Genomic DNA, 21,931 nt, shown 5'->3' on the forward strand with positions numbered 1-21,931 from the left:
CCCGGATATGCGAACGCCGGGCCATCATGGCCCGGCGCATGCTCTGGTTCAATTGCCGGATCAGCGCAGGCCGATCAGGCCCATCTGTTCCAGCTTCAGCAGCACCTGATGGGCGGCGTTGTCGACATCGATAGCGGTGGTATCGACGCGCAGCTCGGGTGCTTGCGGTTCTTCGTAGGGATCGGAAATGCCGGTGAATTCCTTGATCTTGCCGTCGCGCGCCAGCTTGTAGAGACCCTTGCGGTCGCGGCGCTCGCATTCCTCGATCGGGGTCGCCACATGGATTTCGACAAAGGCGCCCCCTGCCTCGACCATTTCGCGCACGGCGCGGCGGGTCGCGGTATAAGGCGCGATGGGCGCACAGATGGCGATGCCGCCATTCTTGGTGATCTCGGACGCGACATAGCCGATGCGCTTGATATTGATGTCGCGGTGCTCCTTGCTGAAGCCCAGTTCGGAAGACAGATGCTTGCGCACCACATCACCGTCCAGCAGCGAGACCGGGCGGCCGCCCATCTCCATCAGCTTGACCATCAGCGCGTTGGCGATGGTGGACTTGCCCGAACCCGACAGGCCGGTGAAGAACACCGTGAAGCCCTGCTGCGCGCGCGGGGGCGAGTTGCGGCGCAACTCGCGCACGACCTCCGGGAAGCTGAACCATTCCGGGATTTCCAGACCTTCGCGCAGCCGGCGACGCAGTTCGGTGCCCGAGATGTTCAGGACGGTCACGCCTTCCTCGATCTCGTCGGCGGGTTCATATTGGGCGCGTTCCTGCACATAGACCATGTGCTTGAAATCGACCATTTTCACGCCGATCTCGTCTTCGTGTTTGCGGAACAATTCCTGCGCGTCATAGGGACCGTAGAAATCCACGCCCTGGCTGTTCTTGCCGGGGCCGGCATGGTCGCGGCCGACGATGAAATGCGTGGCGCCGTGGTTGCGGCGGATGATCCCGTGCCAAACCGCCTCGCGCGGGCCGGCCATGCGCATGGCGAGGTTCAGCAGCGACAGGGTAGTGGTGGCCTGCGGATACTTGTCCAGCACCGCCTCATAGCAGCGGACGCGGGTGAAGTGGTCGACATCGCCCGGCTTGGTCATGCCGACGACCGGATGGATCATCAGGTTCGCCTGGGCCTCGCGCGCGGCGCGGAAGGTCAGTTCCTGATGGGCACGGTGCAGCGGGTTGCGGGTCTGGAAGACCACGACCTTGCGCCAGCCCAGCTTCTTGAACATGGCGCGCAGCTCGTTGGGCGTATTGCGGCGTCCGCGGAAATCGTAATGCGTCGGCGTCTGCAGACCCTTGACCGGACCGCCCAGATAGACGTTGCCGGCGGTGTTGTGCAGATAGTTGATCGCCGGATGCGCCACGTCATCGGCCCCTGCACCGAAGACCTTCTCTGCCTCCAGCTTCTTGTTCGGGACCCATTTGTCGGTGACCGACATGACGGCCAGAATCACGCCCTCCTGATCGCGCAGCGCGATGTCGGTGCCCGGCTCGATCCCTTCGGCGAATTTCTCGGACACGTCCAGCGTGATCGGCATCGGCCACAGGGTGCCATCGGCCAAGCGCATCTCGTTGACGACGCCGTTGTAATCGGCCTCCGACATGAAGCCGTTCAGCGGGTTGAAGCCGCCATTCATCAGCAGTTCAAGGTCACAGGTCTGGCGCTGGGTCAGGTCCCAGCTGGGCATATTGCCTGCCTCGTCCTTCAGCGCGGCGGCCGCTTCGGGGGAGACATACAGTTCAGGGATCGGGGTATGGTTGGCTTCGGTCATCTCGGATGCTCGGTCTCGTATGGGAATACCGTTACGCGCCCGAGGATTACCGGCGGACGCAGACTCGGGTCGCCATAGCCCTCCATTCCGAAGGTTTCAACCGGGTTGAGCAGATGGCCGCCATGCGTCGCGGGATTGTCACAGGCCCCCGATCCGATCCGTGCTAGACTGTCCTTCCATTTCAAACCCGAGGAGCCGAATACATGACGGCCGATCTTCAGACCAATGAAATTCTGATCTTTTCTGATCAGAGCCATGCGCCCGAAGCCCATACCAGCCTGCGTCGCGCCGCGATCTTTCATCAATATGGCCGACTGGCGATCGCCGATTTTCCCGGCACCGTGACCCAGTCCCCCGCGCCCGAAACCACCCCGAGCGCCGAGCTGACGCTGACCGAATCATTGGGCCGGCGCGCGTTCGAGCGCCGCAATTCGGCCGCCGCGCAGGCGATGAAGGTCGACCGGGCGTGGCAGGGCCTGAGCTGGGAGGGCGGCGTGGCGGGCGGCCCCGGCCCGATCCATCCGCCCGGTCACGCGGTGGTCGTGGATCGGCCGCTGGGGCTTGCGCCGCTGGCCACGGCGCCGCTGTCGGCCCGGCTCACGGGGCGGGTAGCGGTCGGCCTCATCATCGTCAGCGGCAATCAGCCGCATCTGACCTTCAGCACCGAGGACCAGACCCTTGTGGTGGCCGAGGTGCAGAACGGGCTGTCTTTCCTGGCCAATGAGGCCCCGCGCAAGGATGTCACCTTCGTTCATGACATCGAGATCCTGACCGTCGACGCGCCCGAAACCACCTCCGGCGATGATTTCGACGCTTACGAGGCGCCATGGCGCGACGCGGCCCTGGCCCAGCTGGGCTATGCGCCGGACGAGGCGGGATCGCTCGCCTATGCTGAGGCGCTGCGCCAGAAGCATGGCACCGACTGGGCCTATCTCGCCTTCTTCACCAAATATCGGCTGGGCCATTTCGCCTACGCCCGGCTGGGCGGTCCGCGTCTGGTGATGCATTTCGACAATGATGGCTGGGGGCCGGATCAGATCGACCGGGTCTTCGCGCATGAGACCGGTCATATCTTCAACGCCCCCGACGAATACGCCCAGTCGGGCTGCAATTGCAGCGGCGCCTGGGGCCATTTCGGCGAACCCAACCGCAACTGCGCCACCTGCGCGCCGGACGGCGGGGTCAAATGCATCATGCAATCGAACGACTGGGCGATGTGCGACGCGACGCGCCTGCATCTGGGCTATACTGGCCTGCCCGGCAAACCCGACGAGGTGCCCATCGCATGACCGAAACTGTCCTTGTCTATATCGGCGAGGGGGCCGATCAGGCCCCTGAACAACAGCAGGCGCTGGATCTGGCGCAGCAATGTTCGGGCGGCAGGCTTTATGTCCTGCCAAGGACGGCACTGCCGCAGCTGACGCAGGCGCAGGTGATCCATTCGCCACAGGATATGCAGGAGATCGCGCCGCGCCTCAGCAGAAGCGACAACATCTTCGCAGCCGCCTGGTTCCTGCGCAGGGACAAGGACGACCGGCCGGGCGACGGCAAGTCCTGGGACGCTCCGGGCTACAAGGCGCCCTGAGGCCTACAGCTTGCGGCTGTCATAGGCCCAGTGCAGCAGGGCCTGACGCTGGCGCGGATGGCAGAAGATGTCACCCGGATCGCAGGCCCGCTGCAGCTGCGCGACATGGCGGCGCATGGCGCGCCAGCGGCCGATCTGGCGGCCGTCGTCCGGGTGACGCCGTCCCAGCCAGTAGCGGCAATACCACTGAAACCACCCGCGCGGATCGTCCGGGTGCAGCCAGCCCTTGCGCCGCCATTCCGACAGTGGCTGGCTGGCCTTGATGCCGAAATAATTGAGCTTCGGATCGGGTCGGCCGGGCGACAGCTTCGCGCCCGCGAACCAATCGCCGGGAAACTCGTCCCGGCAATCGGTCAGATAGCAGCCGCCGAACACGCCCAGATGCAACATCTGCGCCGGGGTCAGATCGGGGGTGAAGCCGTCTGCAAAGCCGGTGCCCGACGGGGCCACGAGATCATAGGCATAGCCGCGTTGCATCCGGTCGTGAACGACAACTCGGCCGGCCATGTCAGGCGGTCGCGGGCTCGATCTGGGCCATGTCAGGGGCGGGCATTCCCGCCTCGTGATGCTCGGCCAGGTAACGCTCGGCATCCAGCGCCGCCATGCAGCCCATGCCGGCGCTGGTGACGGCCTGACGATAGATGTGATCGGTCAGATCGCCCGCCGCGAACACGCCGGGGATCGAGGTGCGGGTGCTGCCCGGCTCGACTTTCACATAACCGCCGTCATGCAGTTCCAGCTGGTCCTTCACCAGTTCGGAGGCCGGCGAATGTCCGATGGCCACGAACACGCCCGAGGTATCCAGCACGCTTTCCGCGCCGGTCTTCAGGTTGCGCAGCTTGATGCCGGTGACGCCAAGGGGCGTGTCCTCGCCCAGAACCTCGACCACTTCGCTGTCCCAGACGCATTCGATCTTGGGGTTCTTCATCAGCCGCTGCTGCAGGATCTTTTCGGCCCGCAATTCATTGCGGCGATGGATCAGCGTCACCTTGCTGGCGAAATTGGTCAGGAACAGGGCTTCCTCGACCGCGGTGTTGCCGCCGCCGATCACCACCACCTGCTTGCCGCGATAGAAGAAGCCGTCGCAGGTCGCGCAGGCGCTGACGCCGAAGCCCTGGAATTTCTCCTCGGACGGCAGACCCAGCCATTTCGCCTGGGCGCCGGTGGCCAGAATCACCGCGTCCGCCGTGATCACGTCGCCCGAATCGCAGGTGGCGCGGAAGGGGCGCACCCCCAGATCCAGCTTATTCACCGTGTCGAACTTGATCTCCGCCCCCATGGCGCGGGCATGTTCTTCCATCTTCACCATCAGCTCGGGGCCCTGGATCTCGATCAGGCTCGGCCAGTTCTCGACCTCGGTGGTGATGGTCAGTTGGCCGCCGGGCTGCATGCCCTGGACCAGAAGCGGCTCAACCATGGCGCGGGCAGCGTAGATGGCGGCGGTATAGCCGGCGGGGCCCGACCCGATAATCAGAAGTTTGCGGTGTTGCTGGGCCATCCGGGCCTCCTGTAGTTCCGTGTCGTCTTACAGCTAGTGCAGGCCGGCCGTCGCTTCAATCGTCCGCCGTGTCGCCCGACCGTCACGAAATAATATTGCGCGGATCGTGCCTGATGTATACGTTCATGCATCATTCAAGGAAGGATTTGACATGCAGGGCACCAAGCTGGACGAGATCGACCGCAAGATCCTGGCCGAGCTGCAGGCCGACGGTCGCATGACCAATGTCGAACTGGCCCGTCGCGTGGGCATTTCAGCGCCCCCCTGTCTGCGCCGCGTCCGCGTGCTGGAGGAAGCGGGCTTCATCCGCGGCTACCACGCCGAGATCGACCCCCGCAGCCTTGGTTTCGAGGTGCAGGTCTTCGCCATGGTCCGCCTGCAGAACCAGTCCGAACGCGACCTCGCCGCCTTCGAGGATCGCGCCCGTGGCTGGCCGCTGGTCCGCGAATGCCACATGCTGAACGGCGAGATCGACTTCATCCTGAAATGCGTGGCCCCCGACCTGACCAGCTTCCAGCATTTCCTGACCCATGACCTGACCGCCGCGCCGAATGTCGCCTCGGTCAAGACCTCGCTGGTGATCCGCTGCGCCAAGGACGAACCGGGCGTGCCCTTCGACGGGTTCGAACCGCAGCCGGGGGCGTCCTGAGGTGCTGCCCTCGCCCGTCCTGCTGACCGCCCCGCCGCCACGACCACGCCCGAGGACCGTCTGGCCGGTCCGAATGCGCTGGAAGCCGCACTCCACTGGCCGTGCCCGCCTGTTCCGCCGTGGCCATACGTCGCCTAGGCCATGAAAGTGATCGTCCCGGTCCCAATGCGTCCGGTGACTTCACCGGAACGGGTACTTAGCAGAACCGCCTCATCAACGACTTGACGCCTTACCGCGTGGCCCTGGGCCTGACCTTCCACCCGCTGCTACCCGCGCGCCTGCGTGGTGCCGATCTCGGCCTGACCAATTTCACACCGTTCGAAGCCCTGTCGCCGGTCCGGCTGAACCGGATATACCCATAGCCACCCCAAGCGTGCCGGACTGGCCCGCGTTCGCCCCGCTGCTACACGGCGCGAACGGGATGGCCCGCCGGACCCGGATCGCGCGCGCCGCAGCCGGGCGAAGGTCAGAGCACGATGGCCGAGATCAGGCGCCCATAATCGGGTTCGCCCTGATGGGTGCTGCGGCGATAGGAAAAGAAGCGCTCGGAATCGGAATAGGTGCAATGGCCGATCCAGGCGGCCTCGACCCCGGCGGCGCGCAGTCGCGACAGGCCGAAGCCGGGCAGATCGAACATCGGCCTGTCCGCCGGTCCATTGGAAAAGAAGCGTTGATATTCCGGGTCTTCGGCGGTGAAGTTTTCCATGAAATCCCAGCCCACCTCATAGGCGCGCTGCGAGATGGTCGGCCCGATCACCGCGCGGATCCGGGTCGCGCCAAGATCGCGCATGGCCTCGGCCGTGGCTTCCAGCACGCCCGACAGCGCCCCTTTCCAACCGGCATGGGCAGCGCCGATCACGCCCGCCTGCGCATCGGCGAACAGCACCGGCTGGCAATCCGCCGTCAGCACCGACAGCGCCACCCCCGGCAGCGCCGTCACCAGCGCATCGGCATCTGGCTGATCGGCGGCGTTGATCCGCGCAGGGTCGGTGATGACCACCACATCAGCTGAATGCACCTGATGGACCCCGGCCAGCCGGTCGGCCGGCACGCCCATCGCGTCGGCGACGCGGGCGCGGTTGGTCGCCACCACGTCCTGCTGATCCTTCGAGCCGCGCCCGCAATTCAGCCCGGCATAAAGCCCCGAACTGGCGCCCCCCTTGCGCGTGAAGAAGCCGTGCCGGACGCCGTCCAGCAAGGGATGTTCCAGAATTTCCAGCGTCAATTTCATGGTCTCGGATCTGATGTCGGTGTCATGGTCGCCCGTTCGAACCCCGCAGGCGCGGGCGCCCCCTGCGGCCAAAGCGCCAGCGCCTTGAACAACTGTCCCATTTCGTCGGCATGGGTCAAGCGTCGTGCCGCCCCCGGCGCTCCGCCATCACCCGCCGCGGCCAGACGCGCCGCGCGCGCCTCGATCCCCAGCGCCGCCAGCAGCGCCCCCTGCGTGGTATAGCCGACCGCGCAACCCGCGGCCGCCCCTGCCGCCGCAAGTGGGGCGAAATCGACATGCGCGGTCAGATCGGCCTGCCCCGGCGCGGCCAGCGGGTCCACCGGCTTGTGCCCCGACAGCGCCTGAAACGTGTCGCCGCGCCCGTTCCAGCCGCCATAATCGACGAACAGCGCCACGCCGCCCTCTGCGGCGATTCGCCGTGCGATGGTGGCGACGATGGCGGGGGCGGCGGGACAGCGCTCGATCACCTCGCCCTCCGCACCCGGCAGATCGAGCGTCATGGGCGGCCCAAGACCGAAGGCGAGCTTGCCGTCCTGAAGGCCGACCAGCCGCTCGGCCCAGCCATCATGGCCACGCTGGAACTGCTGGATGGGCAGCGCATCAAGAAATTCATTCGCCAGCAGGAACAGCGGCCCCTCGGGCAGATCACCGACGCTGTCGAGATGGGTCAGCGCGCCCAGTCGTTCGCGCTGCAGCTGCCGAAGCCGGGGCGAAGCCTCGACCAGATACAGCCGGGCGGCATCGGTCATGCCCGGCACCACCTTCATCGCCCGGCGCGCATCCGCCATCAGCGTGCCCCGGCCCGGCCCGGCCTCGGCCAGGGTGAAGGGCGCGGGCGCGCCCTGATCCAGCCAGGCCTGCGCCAGCCACAGGCCCAGCAACTCGCCGTAGATCTGGCTGATCTCGGGTGCGGTTATGAAATCGCCCGCCGCACCGAACGGCTCGCCGGTGCTGTAATAGCCGTGCTGCGGATGCAGCAGGCACAGCTCCATATAGCGCGCCAGACTGATCGGACCGGTGGCGCGGATCTCCTCGGCGATGCGGGCAGCGAGCGGCGTCATCGCGCCGGTTGGCGCAGCGCGCGGATGATGAACCAGAATCCGACCGCCAGCATCGGCAGCGACAGAAGCTGCCCCATGCTGAGGCCGAGCGCCACCCGGCCCAGCGGGCTTTCAGGGGTGATGAATTGCGCATCGGCCACGCGGAAGAATTCGACGAAGATCCGCGCCGCACCGTAACCCGCGAGGAAGACGCCAAGCGCCAGACCGGGCAGGCGTAAACCGCCGTGCCGGACCAGCACCAGCATGATCACGCCCAGCAGCAGCCCTTCCAGCCCCGCCTCGTAGAGCTGGCTGGGATGGCGGGCGCACAGCCCCTCGACGCCGGGGCAATTCTGGGCCGCCGCGCCGGGAAAGATCACCCCCCAGGGCGCATCGGTCGGCCGGCCCCACAGCTCGGCATTGATGAAATTCGCGATGCGGCCGAAGAACAGCCCGATCGGCGCCACCACCGCCAGCGCATCGGCCAGCCGCAGCTGCGCGACCCCGTTCCTGCGCGCCCACCACCAGGAAGCCAGCACCACCCCCAGAAAGCCGCCATGGAACGACATGCCACCACGCCAGACCATAGGAATTTCAAGCGGATGGGTCAGGTAATAGCCCGGCTGATAGAACAGCACGAAGCCCAGCCGGCCGCCCAGAATGACGCCCCCGACGATCCAGGTCAGCAGATCCTCGACCTTCGATGCGGGCATCGGCGCCGCGCCACCCCAGATCCGGTCGGATTTCATCATCCGCCAGATCGCCAGCGCCCCCAGCACCAGCCCGGCCAGATAGGCGAGAGCATACCAGCGGATCGGCAGGCCCCGCTCGCCGATGGGGATGACGAAAACTTCGGGCGAGATATCGGGAAAGGGGATCATGGCGGTCCTTCGATTGCCCGCGCACGCTAGCCGCCAAAGCCCCGGTGTCAACATTGAACCCCGCGCCGGACTGCACCATATAGGAGCAAAGAACCCCGCAGGAGCGCAGGATGACCAGCCAGAACAAGTTCTTCGACGACATGTCACGGATGATGACAAATGCGATGGGTGTCGCTCAGGGCGCGAAATCCGAGGCCGAGAATGCCTTCAATTCCTGGATCGACCGCTGGTTGGCCGAGCGTAACCTTGTGACCCGCGAAGAATTCGACGCCGTCCGCGACATGGCCATCAAGGCCCGCACCGAGAATGCGGAACTGAAGGCGCGTCTGGACGCGCTGGAAGCGAAAGCGCAGGGCTGATTCAGCGCTGATCCAGCGCGACCGTCTGCTGCAACGCGCCGTCCGGCCCATAGATCAGCACCTCGCCCTGGTCGGTCACCACGATCAGCCGGTCGCGGACGAAGGTCACGGCCTCGGCGGTGCTGCCTTCGGGCAGCCTCACCGATTCGGGCAGATCGGGCAGCATCGGCGCGTTCAGCCGCAGCCACAGGATGGCGACGATCGCGCCCAGGCCCAACACCATGGCCACCGCCAGCCCCCCGACCATCAGCTTGAGAAACAGCAGATGCGGCACCTCCGGCGCGGTCGGGACACCCGGTTGCCCCTCGCCCCCGGCGGGCGCTTCCTTTACATCGCGATCCATGAGTGAATTGATCCTGACCATTCCCGAGGGTGTGAGTGATCGCCTTGATAAGGCGCTCGCCGATCTTGTGCCAGCAGAAGCGGCCCTGTCGCGGTCGCGGCTGTCGAAGCTGATCGCCGAGGGCGCGGTCATCGGCCCCGACGGCCCGGCCACCGGCGCCAAGACGCGGGTGCAGCCCGGTCAGGTCTGGCGCATCGCCCTGCCCGATCCCGAGCCGGTCGAAACGCTGCCGCAGAACATCCCGCTGAACGTGGTCTTTGAAGACGCGGATCTGATCGTCATCGACAAATCCGCCGGCATGGTCGTCCACCCCGCGCCAGGCACGCCCGACGGCACGCTGGTGAACGCGCTGCTGCATCACTGTGCGGGCAGCCTGTCGGGCATCGGGGGCGAGAGGCGCCCCGGCATCGTGCACCGGATCGACAAGGACACCTCGGGCCTGCTGGTGGCGGCGAAATCGGACCGCGCCCATCATGGCCTCGCCGCGCAGTTCGAGGCCCATAGCGCCGACCGCGCCTATCTGGCGCTTGGCCACGGGGTGATCGACCCCGCCGATGCGCGGCTGCGCGGCACGCGGGGCGTCAGCTTTGAACCGGGCGGCGTGATGAAGATCACCTCGCGGCTGGATCGCCACCCGACCGACCGCCAGCGGCAGGGGGTGTTCTTCGATGGCGAGCGCGGCCGCCATGCCGTCACCCGCGCCCGGATGCTGGAAAGCTTCGGCGCGCCGCCCGCCGCGATGCTGGTCGAATGCCGGCTGGAAACCGGCCGGACCCACCAGATCCGCGTCCATATGGCACATGCGGGACTGGGACTGATCGGCGATCAGACCTATGGCGGGGCGCGCAAAGCCTCTGCCAAGGCGCTCGGCGATGCGGCTTTGGCGGTGCAGAATTTCCCCCGTCAGGCACTTCACGCCGCACGCCTTGGTTTTGACCATCCCGTGAGCGGGGCGCATCTGGAATTCACATCGCCCCTTCCCGACGATATGCAGGAATTGCTGGACCGGCTGCGCGGAACTGCCGCAGCGGCCCCGCGTTGATCCGGCGAGAGGACAGAGAAAAATGGCCAATTACACTTCCCTCCCCGCCCCCAGCCCGGAACAGGGGCTGAATCGCTATTTGCAGGAAATCCGCAAGTTCCCGCTGCTGGAGCCGGAAGAAGAATACATGCTGGCGAAGGCCTGGGTCGATCATGAGGATGCCGAGGCCGCACATAAGATGGTGACCAGTCACCTGCGGCTGGCCGCCAAGATCGCCATGGGCTATCGCGGCTATGGCCTGCCCCAGGCCGAGGTGATTTCCGAGGCCAATGTAGGTCTGATGCAGGCGGTGAAGCGCTTCGATCCCGAAAAGGGTTTCCGGCTGGCCACCTATGCGATGTGGTGGATCCGCGCCTCGATCCAGGAATATATCCTGCGGTCCTGGTCGCTGGTGAAGATGGGCACGACCTCGGGACAGAAGAAGCTGTTCTTCAACCTGCGCAAGGCCAAGAACCGCATCGGCGCGCTGGAGGAAGGCGATCTGCGCCCCGAAAACGTCGCCCGCATCGCCAATGACCTGAACGTCACCGAGCAGGAAGTCATCGATATGAACCGCCGGATGGCGGGCGCGGATGCCTCGCTGAATGCGACGGTCGGGTCAGGGGACGGCGAATCGACGGCGCAATGGCAGGACTGGCTGGAGGATGAGGACGCCAATCAGGCCGAAGCCTACGCCGAATCCGAGGAGATGGACACCCGCCGCGCCATGCTGATGCAGGCGATGGACGCGCTGAACGACCGCGAGAAGGACATCCTGATGGAGCGCCGGCTGCGCGACGATCCCCTCACCCTTGAGGAGCTGTCCGAGCGTTACGACGTCTCGCGCGAGCGCATCCGCCAGATCGAGGTCCGGGCCTTCGAGAAGCTGCAGAACCGGATGCGCAGCCTGGCCCATGACAAGGGCATGAGCATCGGCGCCGACGATTGACGACGCCCGCGCCCCGGCCCATGCTGGGATGAAAACCACGGGCAGGCTGGAATGCGTTCGACCGCGCTGAGGCAGTTTCAACGGCTGGAAGCGCCGGGCAGCTGGCGCCCGGCGCCAGATGCCCAGTTGCGCGAAGTCGTCGTCTCGATCGGCGAAGCGACGCTGATCCTGTCTGATCCCAAATCCGACGCGCCGCTGGCGCATTGGTCGCTGCCGGCGATCCAACGCGTCAATCCGGGTGGAACGCCGGCGGTCTATACCCCCGTCACCACGGCGGAAGATGCCGGCTACGAGACGCTGGAGATCGACGACCGCTGGATGATCGACGCCATCAACCGGGTCCAGGCGGCGATCGCCGCGCGCCGCCCCCATCCGGGTCGCCTGCGCGGCAGCCTGACCGCGACGGCGCTGGCGGCGATGGTGCTGGCGGGGATCATCTGGCTGCCCGACGCCCTGCGCAGCCATGCCGTGCGCATCGCCCCCGCCGCCGAGCGCGCCCAGATCGGGTTGGGGATTCTTGGCGACATGACGCGCTCGACCGGCCAGCCCTGCACCGATCCGGCAGCGGCTGCCGCGCTGCAAGGGCTTGGCCGCCGCATCGGCCTGCCGCCCAAGACCCGCATCGCCGTGCTGCGCGACGGGCTGGAGGGGGCGCTGATGCTGCCCGGCGACCTGATTGCCGTGGACAACCGGCTGATCGCCGGTCAGGCCGATCCGGCCGCGCTTGCCGGCCACCTGCTGGCCGCTCGGATCACCGCCGAGACCACCGATCCCCTGCGCGCGATCATGGAGCGCGTCTCCTTCCCCCATGTGCTGAGCCTGCTGACCCGCGGCACCCTGCCCCCCGATGCGCTGCAGGGCTTTGGCGAGGATCTGCTGGCCTCCAGCCCGCCGCGCCCCGCCGACAAGCAATTGCTGCAGGGCTTCACCGCCGCCCGCATCCCTGCCACGCCCTACGCCGAGACGCTGCCCGGAAACGCCACTCCCCCGGTCGCGCTGACCGATGCCGACCCGTTCCGCACTCAGCCCTATCCGCCGATCATGGCCGAGCGCGACTGGATCGCGCTGCAGCAGATCTGCGTCGATCGCGGCTAGCCGACAAAGGCGCGGGTCAGCGGGTGTCGGGGATCCTGCAGCCCGTCGAGCACATCGAAATGGTTTCGCCCAGTCTCGGCAATCAGCTGGATCTGCTGGCCCTTTCGGCCCCAAGCCTCGGAGAGTAGCGCCGACTGGCGCAGGAATTCGGGGCGTTCGGCGGCGCCGACCCAGACCGTCACCGGGATATCCGGCAGCGGAGTCAGCAGCGCCGGGCTTTCGGTCGCGGCTTCCGCGGCATCAAGGCGCAGACGGTCGTTCATCGAATGGAATTGCAGCGGCCGCAGGTCGTGCAGCCCGCTGAGGCTGACGACCTGTTCGATCCGAGTGGTGATCCCGGACGGCAGGGGGGTGTCGGCGCAGATCAGCCGCGTGGCGATCTGCCCGCCGGCCGAGTGCCCGCACAGCCGTATCGGCCCCGCGATCCGCCCGGCCGCCGCCACGATGGCGCGCCCGACCTGACGGGCGATGCCGGTGATCCGCTCCTCGGGCGCGAGCTTATAGCTGGGCAAGGCCACCGCCCACCCTTGTGACAGCGCGCCCTGCGCCAGATCGGACCAGACCGACTTGTCGAAGGCCAGCCAGAAGCCGCCATGGATGATGATCGCCAGCCCCTTCGGCACCCCCTCGGGCAGGAACAGGTCGAATCGCTCACGCGGATGGGGACCATAAGGGATATCCAGCTGCGCCCGCGCCCCGGCCCGAAACGCCGCCGCGCGGGCTTGCCAGCGGGCCGGATAGCCGGGACCGTCGGGGATATAAACGGAGTTCAGGAACGCGTCTTCCCAGTCAATTCCTGCCGCGTCCGCCATCTTTCCCCCGCTTTGATCACCTGTTCGTCCGGTCGCCGAAAATAAGCTTCAAGTATGAAATTTCAAAATTGAAATTTTCATGCAGTTGAGCAAATATCGATTCTGACCAAAGATCGCCGGTCGCGGGCAAAAGGCAAGCCCGCGCGAGGGGGACGCTGTTCCGGCGATCCATTCCTGGGAGGGAACAAGATGACGCTTCGCGCCAGCGGGCACACGGACACATTCACCCGCGACAACCTGCCCGCCATGGACAGCTGGCCCGATCTTCTGCTGGACGGCTTCACCTATCCCGACCGCCTGAATGCGGGGGTCGAACTGACCGATGCGATGGTGGCAAAGGGCCTGGGCGATCACACCGCGCTGATCGGCAATGGCCGCCGCCGGACCTATAAGGAACTGGCCGACTGGACCAACCGGCTGGCCCATGCCCTTGTCGAGGATCTGGGCGTAAAGCCGGGTAATCGCGTGCTGATTCGTTCCGCCAACAACCCCGCCATGGTCGCCTGCTGGCTGGCCGCGACGAAGGTGGGTGCGGTTGTCATCAACACCATGCCGATGCTGCGCGCGGGCGAGTTGGCCAAATATGTCGACAAGGCCGAAGTCGAATTCGCGCTCTGCGACACCAGGCTGATGGACGAAATGATCGCCTGCGCCAAGACCAGCCGCTTCCTGAAGAAGGTGGTGGGCTTCGACGGCACCTCGAATCACGATGCGGAACTGGACCGGCTGGCGCTGGAAAAGCCGGTCAGCTTCGACGCCGTCGACACCGCGCAGGATGATGTGGCGCTGCTGGCCTTCACCTCCGGCTCGACCGGGGAACCCAAGGCCACGATGCATTTCCACCGCGACCTGCTGATCATCGCCGACGCCTATGCACGCGAGGTGCTGTCGGTCACGCCCGACGACATCTTCATCGGCTCGCCGCCGCTGGCCTTCACCTTCGGGCTGGGCGGCCTTGCGATCTTTCCGCTGCGCTTCGGCGCGGCGGCGACGCTGCTGGAAACCGCCTCGCCGCCCAATATGGTCGAGATCATCGAGAAATACCGCGCCACCGTCTGCTTCACCGCCCCCACCGCCTACCGCGCCATGCTGCAGGCGATGGAGGAAGGCGCCGACCTGTCCAGCCTGCGCGCCGCCGTCTCGGCCGGGGAAACCCTGCCGGGCCCGATCTATGACGCCTGGAAGGCCAGGACCGGCAAGCCGATGCTGGACGGGATCGGCGCGACCGAGATGCTGCACATCTTCATCTCGAACCGTTTCGACGACCACCGCCCCGGCTGCACCGGCAAGCCCGTCACCGGCTACGAGGCCCGCGTGCTGGCCGATGACGGCAGCGAAGCCCCGCGCGGCCAGATCGGCAGGCTGGCGGTTCGCGGCCCGACCGGCTGCCGCTATCTGCGCGGCGAACGGCAGGGCGAATATGTGCAGGACGGCTGGAACATCACCGGCGACAGCTTCATTCAGGACGAGGACGGTTTCTTCCACTTCGCCGCCCGCAGCGACGACATCATCCTCTCCGCCGGCTACAACATCGCCGGACCCGAGGTCGAGGCGGCGCTGCTCGCGCACGAGCTGGTGTCGGAATGCGCGGTGATCGGCGCCCCCGACGAGGCCCGCGGCCAGATCGTCGAGGCCCATGTCGTCCTGACCCCCGACGCGCAGGCAGGCGATCTGCTGGTCAAGTTGCTGCAGGACCACGTCAAGGCCACCATCGCGCCCTATAAATACCCGCGCCGGATCGTCTTCGTGACGGCGCTGCCCAAGACCTCGACCGGCAAGATCCAGCGCTTCCGGTTGCGGGATGACGCGTGACGCGCAACGTGCCATCCTGTTCAACAAGAAAACAAAACTGGGAGGAAACACCATGAAGAAACTGCTTATGGCTGCGGCCGTGATGGCGCTGTCGGCGGGCCTTGCCGCGGCCGAGGTCAAGGTCGGCATGATCACCACGCTGTCGGGCGGCGGCGCGGGTCTGGGCATCGACGTGCGCGACGGCTTCCTGCTGGCGCTGAAACAGTCGGGCCGCGACGATATCGAGGTGCTGATCGAGGACGACCAGCAAAAGCCCGATATCGCCGTGCAGATCGCCGACAAGATGATCCAGTCCGACAAGGTCGAGGTAATGACCGGCATCATCTGGTCCAACCTCGCCATGGCGGTCGTTCCGGGCGCGGTGGCGCAGGGCGTCTTCTATCTGTCGCCCAATGCCGGGCCGTCGCAACTGGCGGGCGCGGGCTGCGACAAGAACTATTTCAACGTCGCCTGGCAGAACGACAACCTGCATGAGGGCGCCGGCGCCTGGGCCAACCAGACCGGTTACAAGAAGACTTTCATCCTCGCCCCAAACTATCCGGCCGGCAAGGATGCGCTGACCGGCTATAAACGCACCTACAAGGGCGAGTTGGCGGGCGAGATCTATACCGAGCTGGGCCAGACCGATTACGCAGCCGAGATCGCCCAGATCCGCGCCAGCGATGCCGACAGTGTGTTCCTGTTCCTGCCGGGCGGGATGGGGATTTCCTTCCTGAAGCAATATGCCGACAGCGGCGTCGGCAAGCCGGTGATCGGGCCGGGCTTCTCCTTCGATCAGGACATTCTGGGCGCGGTGGGCGACGCGGCACTCGGCGCGGTCAACACCTCGCAATGGTCGAAGGACATCGACAATCCGACCAACAAGGCCTTCGTCGAAAGCTTCCAGAAGGAATATGGCCGCCTGCCCTCGCTTTACGCAAGCCAGGGCTTTGACACCGCCAACCTGCTGATCTCGGCACTGGACAAGGCCCAGCCTTCGGATGCCGACGCCTTCCGCGCCGCGCTGGAAGCGGCCGAATTCGACAGCACGCGGGGCGCTTTCAAGTTCGGGCCGAACCATCACCCGATCCAGACCATCTATGCCCGCGAGGTGGTGAAGGAAGGCGATGTGCTGACCAACAAGATCATCGGCACAGCGATCGAGAACCATGCCGACGCCTATGCGGCCGAGTGCAAGATGTGATCACAGGCGCCCCCGTCCCCGGGGGCGCAACTGCGCCATGTCCACAATCCTCATCATCGAGCAGGTGCTGAACGGCCTGCAATTCGGCGTCATGCTGTTCCTGATGGCCGCGGGTCTGACCCTGATCTTCGGGGTCATGGGGCTGATCAACCTCGCGCACGGCTCGCTTTACATGATCGGCGCCTTCGCCGCCGCGACGGTGGCTGGGGCCACCGGCTCGTTCCTGCTGGCGCTGGCGGCGGCGATGGCCGCCGCCGCCCTGACCGGGGCCCTCGTCGAAATGGCGGTGATCCGCAGGCTTTACGCCCGCGACCATCTGGATCAGGTGCTCGCCACCTTCGCGCTGATCCTGATCTTCTCGGAAGGCACGCGCTGGATCTTCGGCTCGCTGCCGCTCTATCTGAACATCCCTTCGTGGCTGGCCGGCCCCGTCGCCTTGCCCGGCGGCATCCAGTATCCGCTGTACCGGCTGGCGCTGATCGCCGTCGGGCTGCTGGTCTGGCTGGGGCTGTGGTGGCTGATCGAGCGTACCCGGCTGGGCATCCAGATCCGCGCCGGCGAAAACGACCGCGAGATGATCGCCGCGCTCGGCATCGACATTTCAAAGCTTTACACGCTGATCTTCGCGCTTGGCGCGGCTCTGGCGGGGCTGGCGGGGGCGCTTGTCGGCACCATCCAGTCGGTGCAGGTCGGCATGGGAGAGCCGGTGCTGATCCTCGCCTTCGTGGTCATCGTCATCGGTGGCATCGGGTCGATCAAGGGCGCTTTCGTGGGCGCCCTGCTGGTTGGGCTGACCAGCACCCTGGGCGGCATCTTCCTGCCCGAGCTGTTCAAACTGTTCACCGATCCCGCGACGGCGCAATCGGCCGGCGCCTCGCTGGCGTCGATGTCGATCTATATCCTGATGAGCCTCGTGCTGATCTGGCGCCCGACAGGGCTTTTCGGGGCGCGCGCATGATCCGGGAACGCTATCTGAACCTCGGCGTGCTGGCGCTGCTGCTGGCGCTGGCGCTGCTTGCCCGGCTGGCCGATCAGTCCTTCACAATCACCGTGCTGACCAAGGTGGTGATCCTCGCCCTCGCCGCCGCCGGGCTGAACATCGCCCTGGGCCTCGGCGGGCTGGTCAGCCTCGGCCATGCGGTTTTCTTCGGGCTTGGCGGCTATGCGATGGGCATCCTCGCCTTTCACGCGCAGAACTTTGCCCCGCTGGAGTTGGGGCCCCTGACCATCGCCGGCAGCAAGTCGATGCCGGTCATCTGGCTGACGGCCATCGCGGTTTCGGCGCTGGCGGCGCTGGTAATCGGGCTTTTGTCGCTGCGCACCAGCGGGGTGTATTTCATCATGATCACCTTGGCTTTCGGGCAGATGTTCTACTATTTCTCCATCTCCTGGGCTGCCTATGGCGGCGAGGACGGGCTGTCCATCTACATCCGCAACGGCTTTCCGGGACTGAACATGCTGGACCCGATCCAGTTCTTCGGCATCTGCTTCGCGGTCCTGTGTCTGGTGCTGCTGTTCAGCGACCGGCTGGCACGGTCGCCGTTCGGGCTGGCGTTGAACGCCGCGCGGCAGGTGCCGGTTCGGGTGGAAACCGTCGGTCTGTCGCCGATGCGGCTGAAGCTGCTGGCCTTCGTCATCTCGGGCGCGATCACCGGGCTGGCGGGCGCGCTTTACGCCGATCTCAACCGCTTCGTCAGCCCGACCATGTTCAGCTGGCAACTTTCGGGAGAACTGATGGTGCTGGTCATTCTTGGCGGCGTCGGCCGGCTGATCGGGCCGGTGGTGGGCGCGGCGATCTTCGTCGCGCTGGAACAGCTGCTGGGCGGCCTGACCGCGTTCTGGCAGATCTGGCTGGGGGTGATCCTGCTGTTGATCGTGCTGTTCGCGCGCGGCGGTGTGGTCGGGCTGATCGCGCCCAAGGGGGTCGGCCATGACTGAACCCGTTCTCGCCACCCATGACCTGACCAAAAGCTTCGGCGCGCTGCGGGCCAGCGACGGCATCTCGATCGACCTGCGGCCGGGGGAAATCCACGCCATCATCGGACCCAACGGCGCCGGCAAATCGACCCTGATCCACCAGATCTGCGGCGGATTGCGCCCCGACAGCGGCTCCGTCCGTCTGCTGGGCCGCGACGTCACCGCAGAGGGCATCGCCGCCCGCTCCCGCGCGGGCTTGGGCCGGACGTTCCAGATCTCGGCACTGGCGATGGAGGATTCGGTCCTGCAGAACGCCATGCTGGGCGCGCTTGGCCATTCGGGACGGCCCTGGCGCTTCTGGCGCCCGGCGCATGCCGATGCCGATCTGCGCGCCCGCGCCGAGGACAGTCTGCGCCGCGTCGGTCTGGCCGACCACATGCACATGCGCACCGCCAATCTCAGCCATGGCCAACGCCGCCAGCTGGAAGTCGCGGTGGCGCTGACGCTGGACCCCAAGGCCTTCATCATGGACGAACCCATGGCCGGCCTCGGCGCGGAAGGATCCGCCCTGTTGACACGCTTTCTGGACGGGTTGCGTGCCGAGGCCCCGATCCTGCTGGTCGAACACGACATGGACGCGGTCTTTGCGCTGGCGGACCGCATCAGCGTGCTGGTGTATGGCCGCGTCATCGCCACCGGCAGCGCCCGTGACATCCGCGCCAGCGCCGAAGTGCGCGAGGCCTATCTCGGGGAGGAGGCATGAGCATTCTGGAAATCGCGGGGCTGACCGCCTCCTACGGGGTCAGTCAGGCGCTGTTCAGCGTCGATCTGACCGTGAACGAGGGCGAGGTGGTGGCGTTGATGGGTCGCAACGGCATGGGTAAGACCACCACCGTCAAGGCGATCTGCCGCATGATCGCCTCGGCCGGGGGGCTGCGCTTTGCCGGTCAGGACCTGCACCGACTGTCCAGCGACCGCGCCGCGCGTCTGGGCATCGGACTGGTGCCCGAAGGCCGGCGCTGTTTTCGCGACCTGAGCGTGCGCGAAAACCTGATCGTCGCCGCCCGTCCCGGCCCCTGGGACATGGGCCGCGTCGCCGGGCTGTTCCCGCGTCTGGGCGAGCGGCGGGGGCAGAACGCGGCCTCGCTCTCGGGGGGCGAGCAGCAGATGCTGGCCATCGGGCGGGCGCTGATGACCAATCCGCGCCTGCTGATCCTTGATGAGGCGACCGAGGGTCTCGCCCCGATCATCCGGCAGGAGATCTGGACCGCCATCGCCCGGCTGAAGGCCGAATCCGGCATGGCGATCCTGTTGATCGACAAATCGCTGAAGGAGTTGTCGGGCATTTCCGACCGCGCCGTGGTGCTGCAACGCGGAACCACCGTCTGGGCGGGCCCGATGGCCGATCTGACGCCCGATATTTCAGAAAGACTGATTGGTGTATGATAGCCCGGCGCGCGACGCCGCATTATTGGTAGGCCCCTGCCATGACTGACCCTTACGACCCCGCCCGCGAGGGCGCGCAAATGTCCTTCGAAAAGGACATGAGCTATGTCGACTATCTGGCGCTGGATCAGATCCTGGGCGCCCAGCATCGTCTTTCCAAGGCGCATGACGAGATGCTGTTCATCATCCAGCATCAGACCTCCGAGCTGTGGATGCGGCTGGTGCTGTTCGAACTCGCCGCTGCCCGGCACGAATTGCAGCAGGGCCATTTCCGACCGGCCTTCAAGATGCTGACCCGCGTGGCTCGTATCTTCGAGCAGCTGAACAACGCCTGGGATGTGCTGCGCACCATGACCCCCAGCGAATATTCGGCGCTGCGCGATGATCTGGGCGCGTCATCCGGCTTTCAGTCGCATCAATACCGGCTGATCGAGTTCATGCTCGGCAATCGCAACCGGGCGATGATGAAGGTCCACGAACACCGTCCCGAACTGCATCAGATGCTGGAGGACGAAATCGCGACCCCCTCGCTCTACCGGGTGGCGGTGGCGGCGCTTGCCGAACAGACTGGGCTGAACCTGGACCTGTCGGATCAGCCGATGGATCAGCCCCATGTCACCAACCCCGAGGTACTGGCAGCGTGGAAGCGCGTTTACCAGAACCCGCAGGAATACTGGTCGCTTTACGAGCTGGCCGAAAAGCTGGTGGATCTGGAGGATTATTTCCGCCGCTGGCGCTTCAATCACGTCACCACCGTCGAACGCATCATCGGCATGAAGCGCGGCACCGGGGGCACCAGCGGGGTGGCTTACCTGCGCCGCATGCTCGAGGTCGAGCTTTTCCCGGAACTCTGGCAAGTGCGAGGTCAGCTATGACGACCCTCCCCCGCAAGCATCTGTTCGATCTGCCCACTGGGGTGATCTATCTTGACGGCAATTCGCTGGGTCCGCTGCCGCGCGCGGTCGGGCCGCATCTGGCGCGGGTGATCGGCACCGAATGGGGCCAGCACCTGATCACCGGCTGGAATGTTGACGGCTGGATGGAACAGCCGCTGCGCGTCGGCAACAGGATCGCGCCGCTGGTCGGCGCGCCCGAGGGGTCCGTCGTCATGGGCGACACCCTGTCGATCAAGGTCTATCAGGCGTTATCGGCGGCGCTGGCGATGCGGCCCGACCGCCGCGTGATCCTGTCCGACAGCGGCAATTTTCCGACCGATCTCTATATGGCCGAGGGGCTGATCCGTCAGTTGGACCATGGCCATGAGCTGCGCGTCGTTGCCCCCGAAGCGGTCGAGAACGCCATCACCGAGGAGGTCGCGGCGGTGATGATCACTCAGGTCGATTACCGCAGCGGCCGGATGCATGACATGGCCGCCATTACCGCCCGCGCCCACGCGGCGGGTGCGGTGATGATCTGGGATCTCGCCCACAGCGCCGGCGCAGTGCCGGTGGATCTGGCCGCATCGGGCTGTGAATTCGCCGTCGGCTGCACCTATAAATACCTCAATGGCGGTCCCGGCGCGCCGGCCTTCATCTATATCCGCCCCGACCTCGCCGATCAGACCCGGCCTGCGCTGTCGGGCTGGATGGGCCATGATGCGCCCTTCGCCTTCGAACTGGGTTACCGTCCCGCACAGGGGATCGAGCGGATGCGCGTCGGCACGCCGCCCGTTCTGCAGATGTCGGCGCTGGAGGTGGCGCTGGAGGCGTGGGACGGGGTCGACATGGCCGATCTGCGCGCCACCCAGATCGCCCTGTCCGAGCTGTTCATCGCCGAGGTGGAGGCGAAATGCCCGGCCCTCACGCTCGCCAGTCCGCGCGATCCGCAGGCGCGGGGCAGCCAGGTCTCCTTCGCATTCGAACACGGCTATGCGGCGATGCAGGCGCTGATCGCACGCGGGGTGATCGGCGATTTCCGTGCCCCCGACATCATGCGCTTCGGCATCACGCCGCTTTATCTGGACGAAGACGACATCCGCCGGGCTGCCACCGTCATGGCCGAAGTGATGGACGACCGGCTTTGGGACGACGCGGCCTATCGGCGCCAGGGCCGCGTGACCTGATCGCGTCGCCCGCGCCCCGGCCAACAACCCAGTTTCGCCGGCACGGCCGAATTTCCGGCCTGCGGCGCCCCCCCTGACCCGAAAGGGCCGACCACAGCCGGCATGAGCCATCGCAAGCTCGTCACCCCGCGCCGAAACCCGCTGCGACGCCAAGCCGGAGGCGATGGGGTCTCGGAACGTCCCTCACGGGATCACTGCCTGCGCCAGCAATCTGATGGGAGCCGGATCCCGTATCCCGTTGCCGGGACGCCAGCGAACACGGATTTCGGCCC

At 66.2% G+C, this 21,931-nt stretch carries 24 protein-coding genes; 16 read left to right on the plus strand and 8 right to left on the minus strand.

Annotation, left to right across the window (positions count from 1 at the left end):
* Positions 1-60: 60 nt before the first annotated feature.
* Complete coding sequence (locus tag H1S04_RS05160; RefSeq protein ID WP_181744458.1) at positions 61-1,776, minus strand: bifunctional sulfate adenylyltransferase/adenylylsulfate kinase; 1,716 nt, start codon at positions 1,774-1,776, stop codon at positions 61-63.
* 203 nt (positions 1,777-1,979) lie between these two features.
* Between H1S04_RS05160 and H1S04_RS05165 the strand changes: the two genes are divergently transcribed.
* Positions 1,980-3,065 carry a hypothetical protein gene (locus H1S04_RS05165; RefSeq protein ID WP_181744459.1) on the plus strand — a complete coding sequence of 362 codons (1,086 nt, stop codon included), beginning with the start codon at positions 1,980-1,982 and terminating at the stop codon, positions 3,063-3,065.
* Positions 3,062-3,361 carry a hypothetical protein gene (locus tag H1S04_RS05170; RefSeq protein ID WP_181744460.1) on the plus strand — a complete coding sequence of 100 codons (300 nt, stop codon included), beginning with the start codon at positions 3,062-3,064 and terminating at the stop codon, positions 3,359-3,361. The genes H1S04_RS05165 and H1S04_RS05170 overlap by 4 nt, the downstream gene beginning before the upstream one ends.
* 3 nt (positions 3,362-3,364) lie before the next feature.
* Here H1S04_RS05170 and H1S04_RS05175 read toward each other — a convergent pair whose 3' ends face one another.
* Positions 3,365-3,868 (minus strand): hypothetical protein, encoded by a 504-nt coding sequence (locus H1S04_RS05175; protein WP_181744461.1) that lies wholly within the window; start codon positions 3,866-3,868, stop codon positions 3,365-3,367.
* A gap of 1 nt (position 3,869) precedes the next feature.
* On the minus strand, positions 3,870-4,859 hold the full coding sequence (gene trxB / locus H1S04_RS05180; RefSeq protein ID WP_181744462.1) for a thioredoxin-disulfide reductase: 990 nt from the start codon (positions 4,857-4,859) through the stop codon (positions 3,870-3,872).
* A gap of 151 nt (positions 4,860-5,010) precedes the next feature.
* On the opposite strand from trxB, the gene H1S04_RS05185 reads away from it, so the two are divergent.
* Complete coding sequence (locus tag H1S04_RS05185) at positions 5,011-5,508, plus strand: Lrp/AsnC family transcriptional regulator (protein ID WP_181744463.1); 498 nt, start codon at positions 5,011-5,013, stop codon at positions 5,506-5,508.
* 221 nt (positions 5,509-5,729) lie between these two features.
* Positions 5,730-5,870, plus strand: coding sequence for a hypothetical protein (locus H1S04_RS05190; protein ID WP_181744464.1), 141 nt, complete (start codon positions 5,730-5,732; stop codon positions 5,868-5,870).
* Between the two features lie 104 nt (positions 5,871-5,974).
* On the opposite strand, the gene pgeF is transcribed toward H1S04_RS05190, so the two are convergent.
* Genes pgeF through lgt form a run of 3 tightly spaced genes read right to left on the minus strand, consistent with a single transcriptional unit; the run spans position 5,975 to position 8,660 of the window.
* Entirely contained in the window at positions 5,975-6,733 is a 759-nt protein-coding gene (gene pgeF, locus H1S04_RS05195) for a peptidoglycan editing factor PgeF (protein WP_181745402.1), read from the minus strand.
* A gap of 2 nt (positions 6,734-6,735) precedes the next feature.
* Positions 6,736-7,800, minus strand: a complete 1,065-nt coding sequence (locus tag H1S04_RS05200; protein WP_181744465.1) for a class I SAM-dependent methyltransferase — start codon at positions 7,798-7,800, stop codon at positions 6,736-6,738.
* Positions 7,797-8,660 carry a prolipoprotein diacylglyceryl transferase gene (gene lgt / locus H1S04_RS05205; RefSeq protein WP_181744466.1) on the minus strand — a complete coding sequence of 288 codons (864 nt, stop codon included), beginning with the start codon at positions 8,658-8,660 and terminating at the stop codon, positions 7,797-7,799. Before lgt ends, H1S04_RS05200 begins: the two co-directional genes overlap by 4 nt.
* 110 nt (positions 8,661-8,770) lie before the next feature.
* Between lgt and H1S04_RS05210 the strand changes: the two genes are divergently transcribed.
* Positions 8,771-9,019: an accessory factor UbiK family protein gene (locus tag H1S04_RS05210; RefSeq protein WP_181744467.1), complete on the plus strand. Its 249-nt coding sequence runs from the start codon at positions 8,771-8,773 to the stop codon at positions 9,017-9,019.
* Between the two features lies 1 nt (position 9,020).
* On the opposite strand, the gene H1S04_RS05215 is transcribed toward H1S04_RS05210, so the two are convergent.
* The gene (locus H1S04_RS05215) at positions 9,021-9,362 is read right to left on the minus strand and encodes a DUF6476 family protein (protein WP_220185090.1); all 342 of its coding nucleotides are present in this window, start codon (positions 9,360-9,362) and stop codon (positions 9,021-9,023) included.
* Between H1S04_RS05215 and H1S04_RS05220 the strand changes: the two genes are divergently transcribed.
* The 3 genes from H1S04_RS05220 to H1S04_RS05230 are packed head-to-tail and all read left to right on the plus strand — an operon-like array spanning position 9,361 to position 12,427.
* Entirely contained in the window at positions 9,361-10,404 is a 1,044-nt protein-coding gene (locus H1S04_RS05220) for an RluA family pseudouridine synthase (RefSeq protein ID WP_181744468.1), read from the plus strand. The two genes, H1S04_RS05215 and H1S04_RS05220, sit on opposite strands and share 2 nt — an antisense overlap.
* A gap of 22 nt (positions 10,405-10,426) precedes the next feature.
* Positions 10,427-11,332, plus strand: coding sequence for an RNA polymerase sigma factor RpoH (gene rpoH / locus H1S04_RS05225; protein WP_181744469.1), 906 nt, complete (start codon positions 10,427-10,429; stop codon positions 11,330-11,332).
* Between the two features lie 51 nt (positions 11,333-11,383).
* Positions 11,384-12,427: a hypothetical protein gene (locus tag H1S04_RS05230; RefSeq protein ID WP_181744470.1), complete on the plus strand. Its 1,044-nt coding sequence runs from the start codon at positions 11,384-11,386 to the stop codon at positions 12,425-12,427.
* Here the strand turns inward: H1S04_RS05230 and H1S04_RS05235 are convergent.
* Positions 12,424-13,239 (minus strand): alpha/beta hydrolase, encoded by an 816-nt coding sequence (locus tag H1S04_RS05235; protein ID WP_181744471.1) that lies wholly within the window; start codon positions 13,237-13,239, stop codon positions 12,424-12,426. The genes H1S04_RS05230 and H1S04_RS05235 overlap by 4 nt on opposite strands.
* A gap of 189 nt (positions 13,240-13,428) precedes the next feature.
* On the opposite strand from H1S04_RS05235, the gene H1S04_RS05240 reads away from it, so the two are divergent.
* Genes H1S04_RS05240 through kynU form a run of 8 tightly spaced genes read left to right on the plus strand, consistent with a single transcriptional unit; the run spans position 13,429 to position 21,659 of the window.
* Positions 13,429-15,051 carry an AMP-binding protein gene (locus tag H1S04_RS05240; RefSeq protein WP_181744472.1) on the plus strand — a complete coding sequence of 541 codons (1,623 nt, stop codon included), beginning with the start codon at positions 13,429-13,431 and terminating at the stop codon, positions 15,049-15,051.
* 52 nt (positions 15,052-15,103) lie between these two features.
* A complete protein-coding gene (locus H1S04_RS05245) occupies positions 15,104-16,234 on the plus strand; it encodes an ABC transporter substrate-binding protein (RefSeq protein ID WP_181744473.1) in 1,131 nt (376 codons plus the stop codon).
* 37 nt (positions 16,235-16,271) lie between these two features.
* Positions 16,272-17,192, plus strand: a complete 921-nt coding sequence (locus tag H1S04_RS05250; protein ID WP_181744474.1) for a branched-chain amino acid ABC transporter permease — start codon at positions 16,272-16,274, stop codon at positions 17,190-17,192.
* A complete protein-coding gene (locus tag H1S04_RS05255; RefSeq protein WP_181744475.1) occupies positions 17,189-18,172 on the plus strand; it encodes a branched-chain amino acid ABC transporter permease in 984 nt (327 codons plus the stop codon). Before H1S04_RS05250 ends, H1S04_RS05255 begins: the two co-directional genes overlap by 4 nt.
* Positions 18,165-18,914 carry an ABC transporter ATP-binding protein gene (locus H1S04_RS05260; RefSeq protein ID WP_181744476.1) on the plus strand — a complete coding sequence of 250 codons (750 nt, stop codon included), beginning with the start codon at positions 18,165-18,167 and terminating at the stop codon, positions 18,912-18,914. The genes H1S04_RS05255 and H1S04_RS05260 overlap by 8 nt, the downstream gene beginning before the upstream one ends.
* Positions 18,911-19,597: an ABC transporter ATP-binding protein gene (locus H1S04_RS05265; protein ID WP_181744477.1), complete on the plus strand. Its 687-nt coding sequence runs from the start codon at positions 18,911-18,913 to the stop codon at positions 19,595-19,597. The genes H1S04_RS05260 and H1S04_RS05265 overlap by 4 nt, the downstream gene beginning before the upstream one ends.
* 41 nt (positions 19,598-19,638) lie before the next feature.
* A complete protein-coding gene (gene kynA / locus H1S04_RS05270; RefSeq protein ID WP_181744478.1) occupies positions 19,639-20,472 on the plus strand; it encodes a tryptophan 2,3-dioxygenase in 834 nt (277 codons plus the stop codon).
* Positions 20,469-21,659: a kynureninase gene (kynU, locus tag H1S04_RS05275; protein ID WP_181744479.1), complete on the plus strand. Its 1,191-nt coding sequence runs from the start codon at positions 20,469-20,471 to the stop codon at positions 21,657-21,659. Before kynA ends, kynU begins: the two co-directional genes overlap by 4 nt.
* The last annotated feature ends 272 nt before the right edge of the window (positions 21,660-21,931 follow it).

This window comes from Paracoccus sp. S1E-3, from assembly GCF_013868135.1.
Taxonomy (GTDB): domain Bacteria; phylum Pseudomonadota; class Alphaproteobacteria; order Rhodobacterales; family Rhodobacteraceae; genus Paracoccus.

Coding starts and splice junctions, on each gene's coding strand:
- lgt (WP_181744466.1), bottom strand. CDS start 8,660: ATGATCCCCTTTCCCGATATCTCGCCCGAAGTTTTCGTCATCCCCATC.
- H1S04_RS05165 (WP_181744459.1), top strand. CDS start 1,980: ATGACGGCCGATCTTCAGACCAATGAAATTCTGATCTTTTCTGATCAG.
- H1S04_RS05240 (WP_181744472.1), top strand. CDS start 13,429: ATGACGCTTCGCGCCAGCGGGCACACGGACACATTCACCCGCGACAAC.
- H1S04_RS05200 (WP_181744465.1), bottom strand. CDS start 7,800: ATGACGCCGCTCGCTGCCCGCATCGCCGAGGAGATCCGCGCCACCGGT.
- H1S04_RS05175 (WP_181744461.1), bottom strand. CDS start 3,868: ATGGCCGGCCGAGTTGTCGTTCACGACCGGATGCAACGCGGCTATGCC.
- H1S04_RS05210 (WP_181744467.1), top strand. CDS start 8,771: ATGACCAGCCAGAACAAGTTCTTCGACGACATGTCACGGATGATGACA.
- kynA (WP_181744478.1), top strand. CDS start 19,639: ATGACTGACCCTTACGACCCCGCCCGCGAGGGCGCGCAAATGTCCTTC.
- H1S04_RS05235 (WP_181744471.1), bottom strand. CDS start 13,239: ATGGCGGACGCGGCAGGAATTGACTGGGAAGACGCGTTCCTGAACTCC.
- H1S04_RS05265 (WP_181744477.1), top strand. CDS start 18,911: ATGAGCATTCTGGAAATCGCGGGGCTGACCGCCTCCTACGGGGTCAGT.
- H1S04_RS05245 (WP_181744473.1), top strand. CDS start 15,104: ATGAAGAAACTGCTTATGGCTGCGGCCGTGATGGCGCTGTCGGCGGGC.
- H1S04_RS05255 (WP_181744475.1), top strand. CDS start 17,189: ATGATCCGGGAACGCTATCTGAACCTCGGCGTGCTGGCGCTGCTGCTG.
- H1S04_RS05260 (WP_181744476.1), top strand. CDS start 18,165: ATGACTGAACCCGTTCTCGCCACCCATGACCTGACCAAAAGCTTCGGC.
- H1S04_RS05215 (WP_220185090.1), bottom strand. CDS start 9,362: ATGGATCGCGATGTAAAGGAAGCGCCCGCCGGGGGCGAGGGGCAACCG.
- H1S04_RS05185 (WP_181744463.1), top strand. CDS start 5,011: ATGCAGGGCACCAAGCTGGACGAGATCGACCGCAAGATCCTGGCCGAG.
- H1S04_RS05250 (WP_181744474.1), top strand. CDS start 16,272: ATGTCCACAATCCTCATCATCGAGCAGGTGCTGAACGGCCTGCAATTC.
- rpoH (WP_181744469.1), top strand. CDS start 10,427: ATGGCCAATTACACTTCCCTCCCCGCCCCCAGCCCGGAACAGGGGCTG.
- H1S04_RS05170 (WP_181744460.1), top strand. CDS start 3,062: ATGACCGAAACTGTCCTTGTCTATATCGGCGAGGGGGCCGATCAGGCC.
- kynU (WP_181744479.1), top strand. CDS start 20,469: ATGACGACCCTCCCCCGCAAGCATCTGTTCGATCTGCCCACTGGGGTG.
- H1S04_RS05220 (WP_181744468.1), top strand. CDS start 9,361: ATGAGTGAATTGATCCTGACCATTCCCGAGGGTGTGAGTGATCGCCTT.
- trxB (WP_181744462.1), bottom strand. CDS start 4,859: ATGGCCCAGCAACACCGCAAACTTCTGATTATCGGGTCGGGCCCCGCC.
- H1S04_RS05160 (WP_181744458.1), bottom strand. CDS start 1,776: ATGACCGAAGCCAACCATACCCCGATCCCTGAACTGTATGTCTCCCCC.
- H1S04_RS05230 (WP_181744470.1), top strand. CDS start 11,384: ATGCGTTCGACCGCGCTGAGGCAGTTTCAACGGCTGGAAGCGCCGGGC.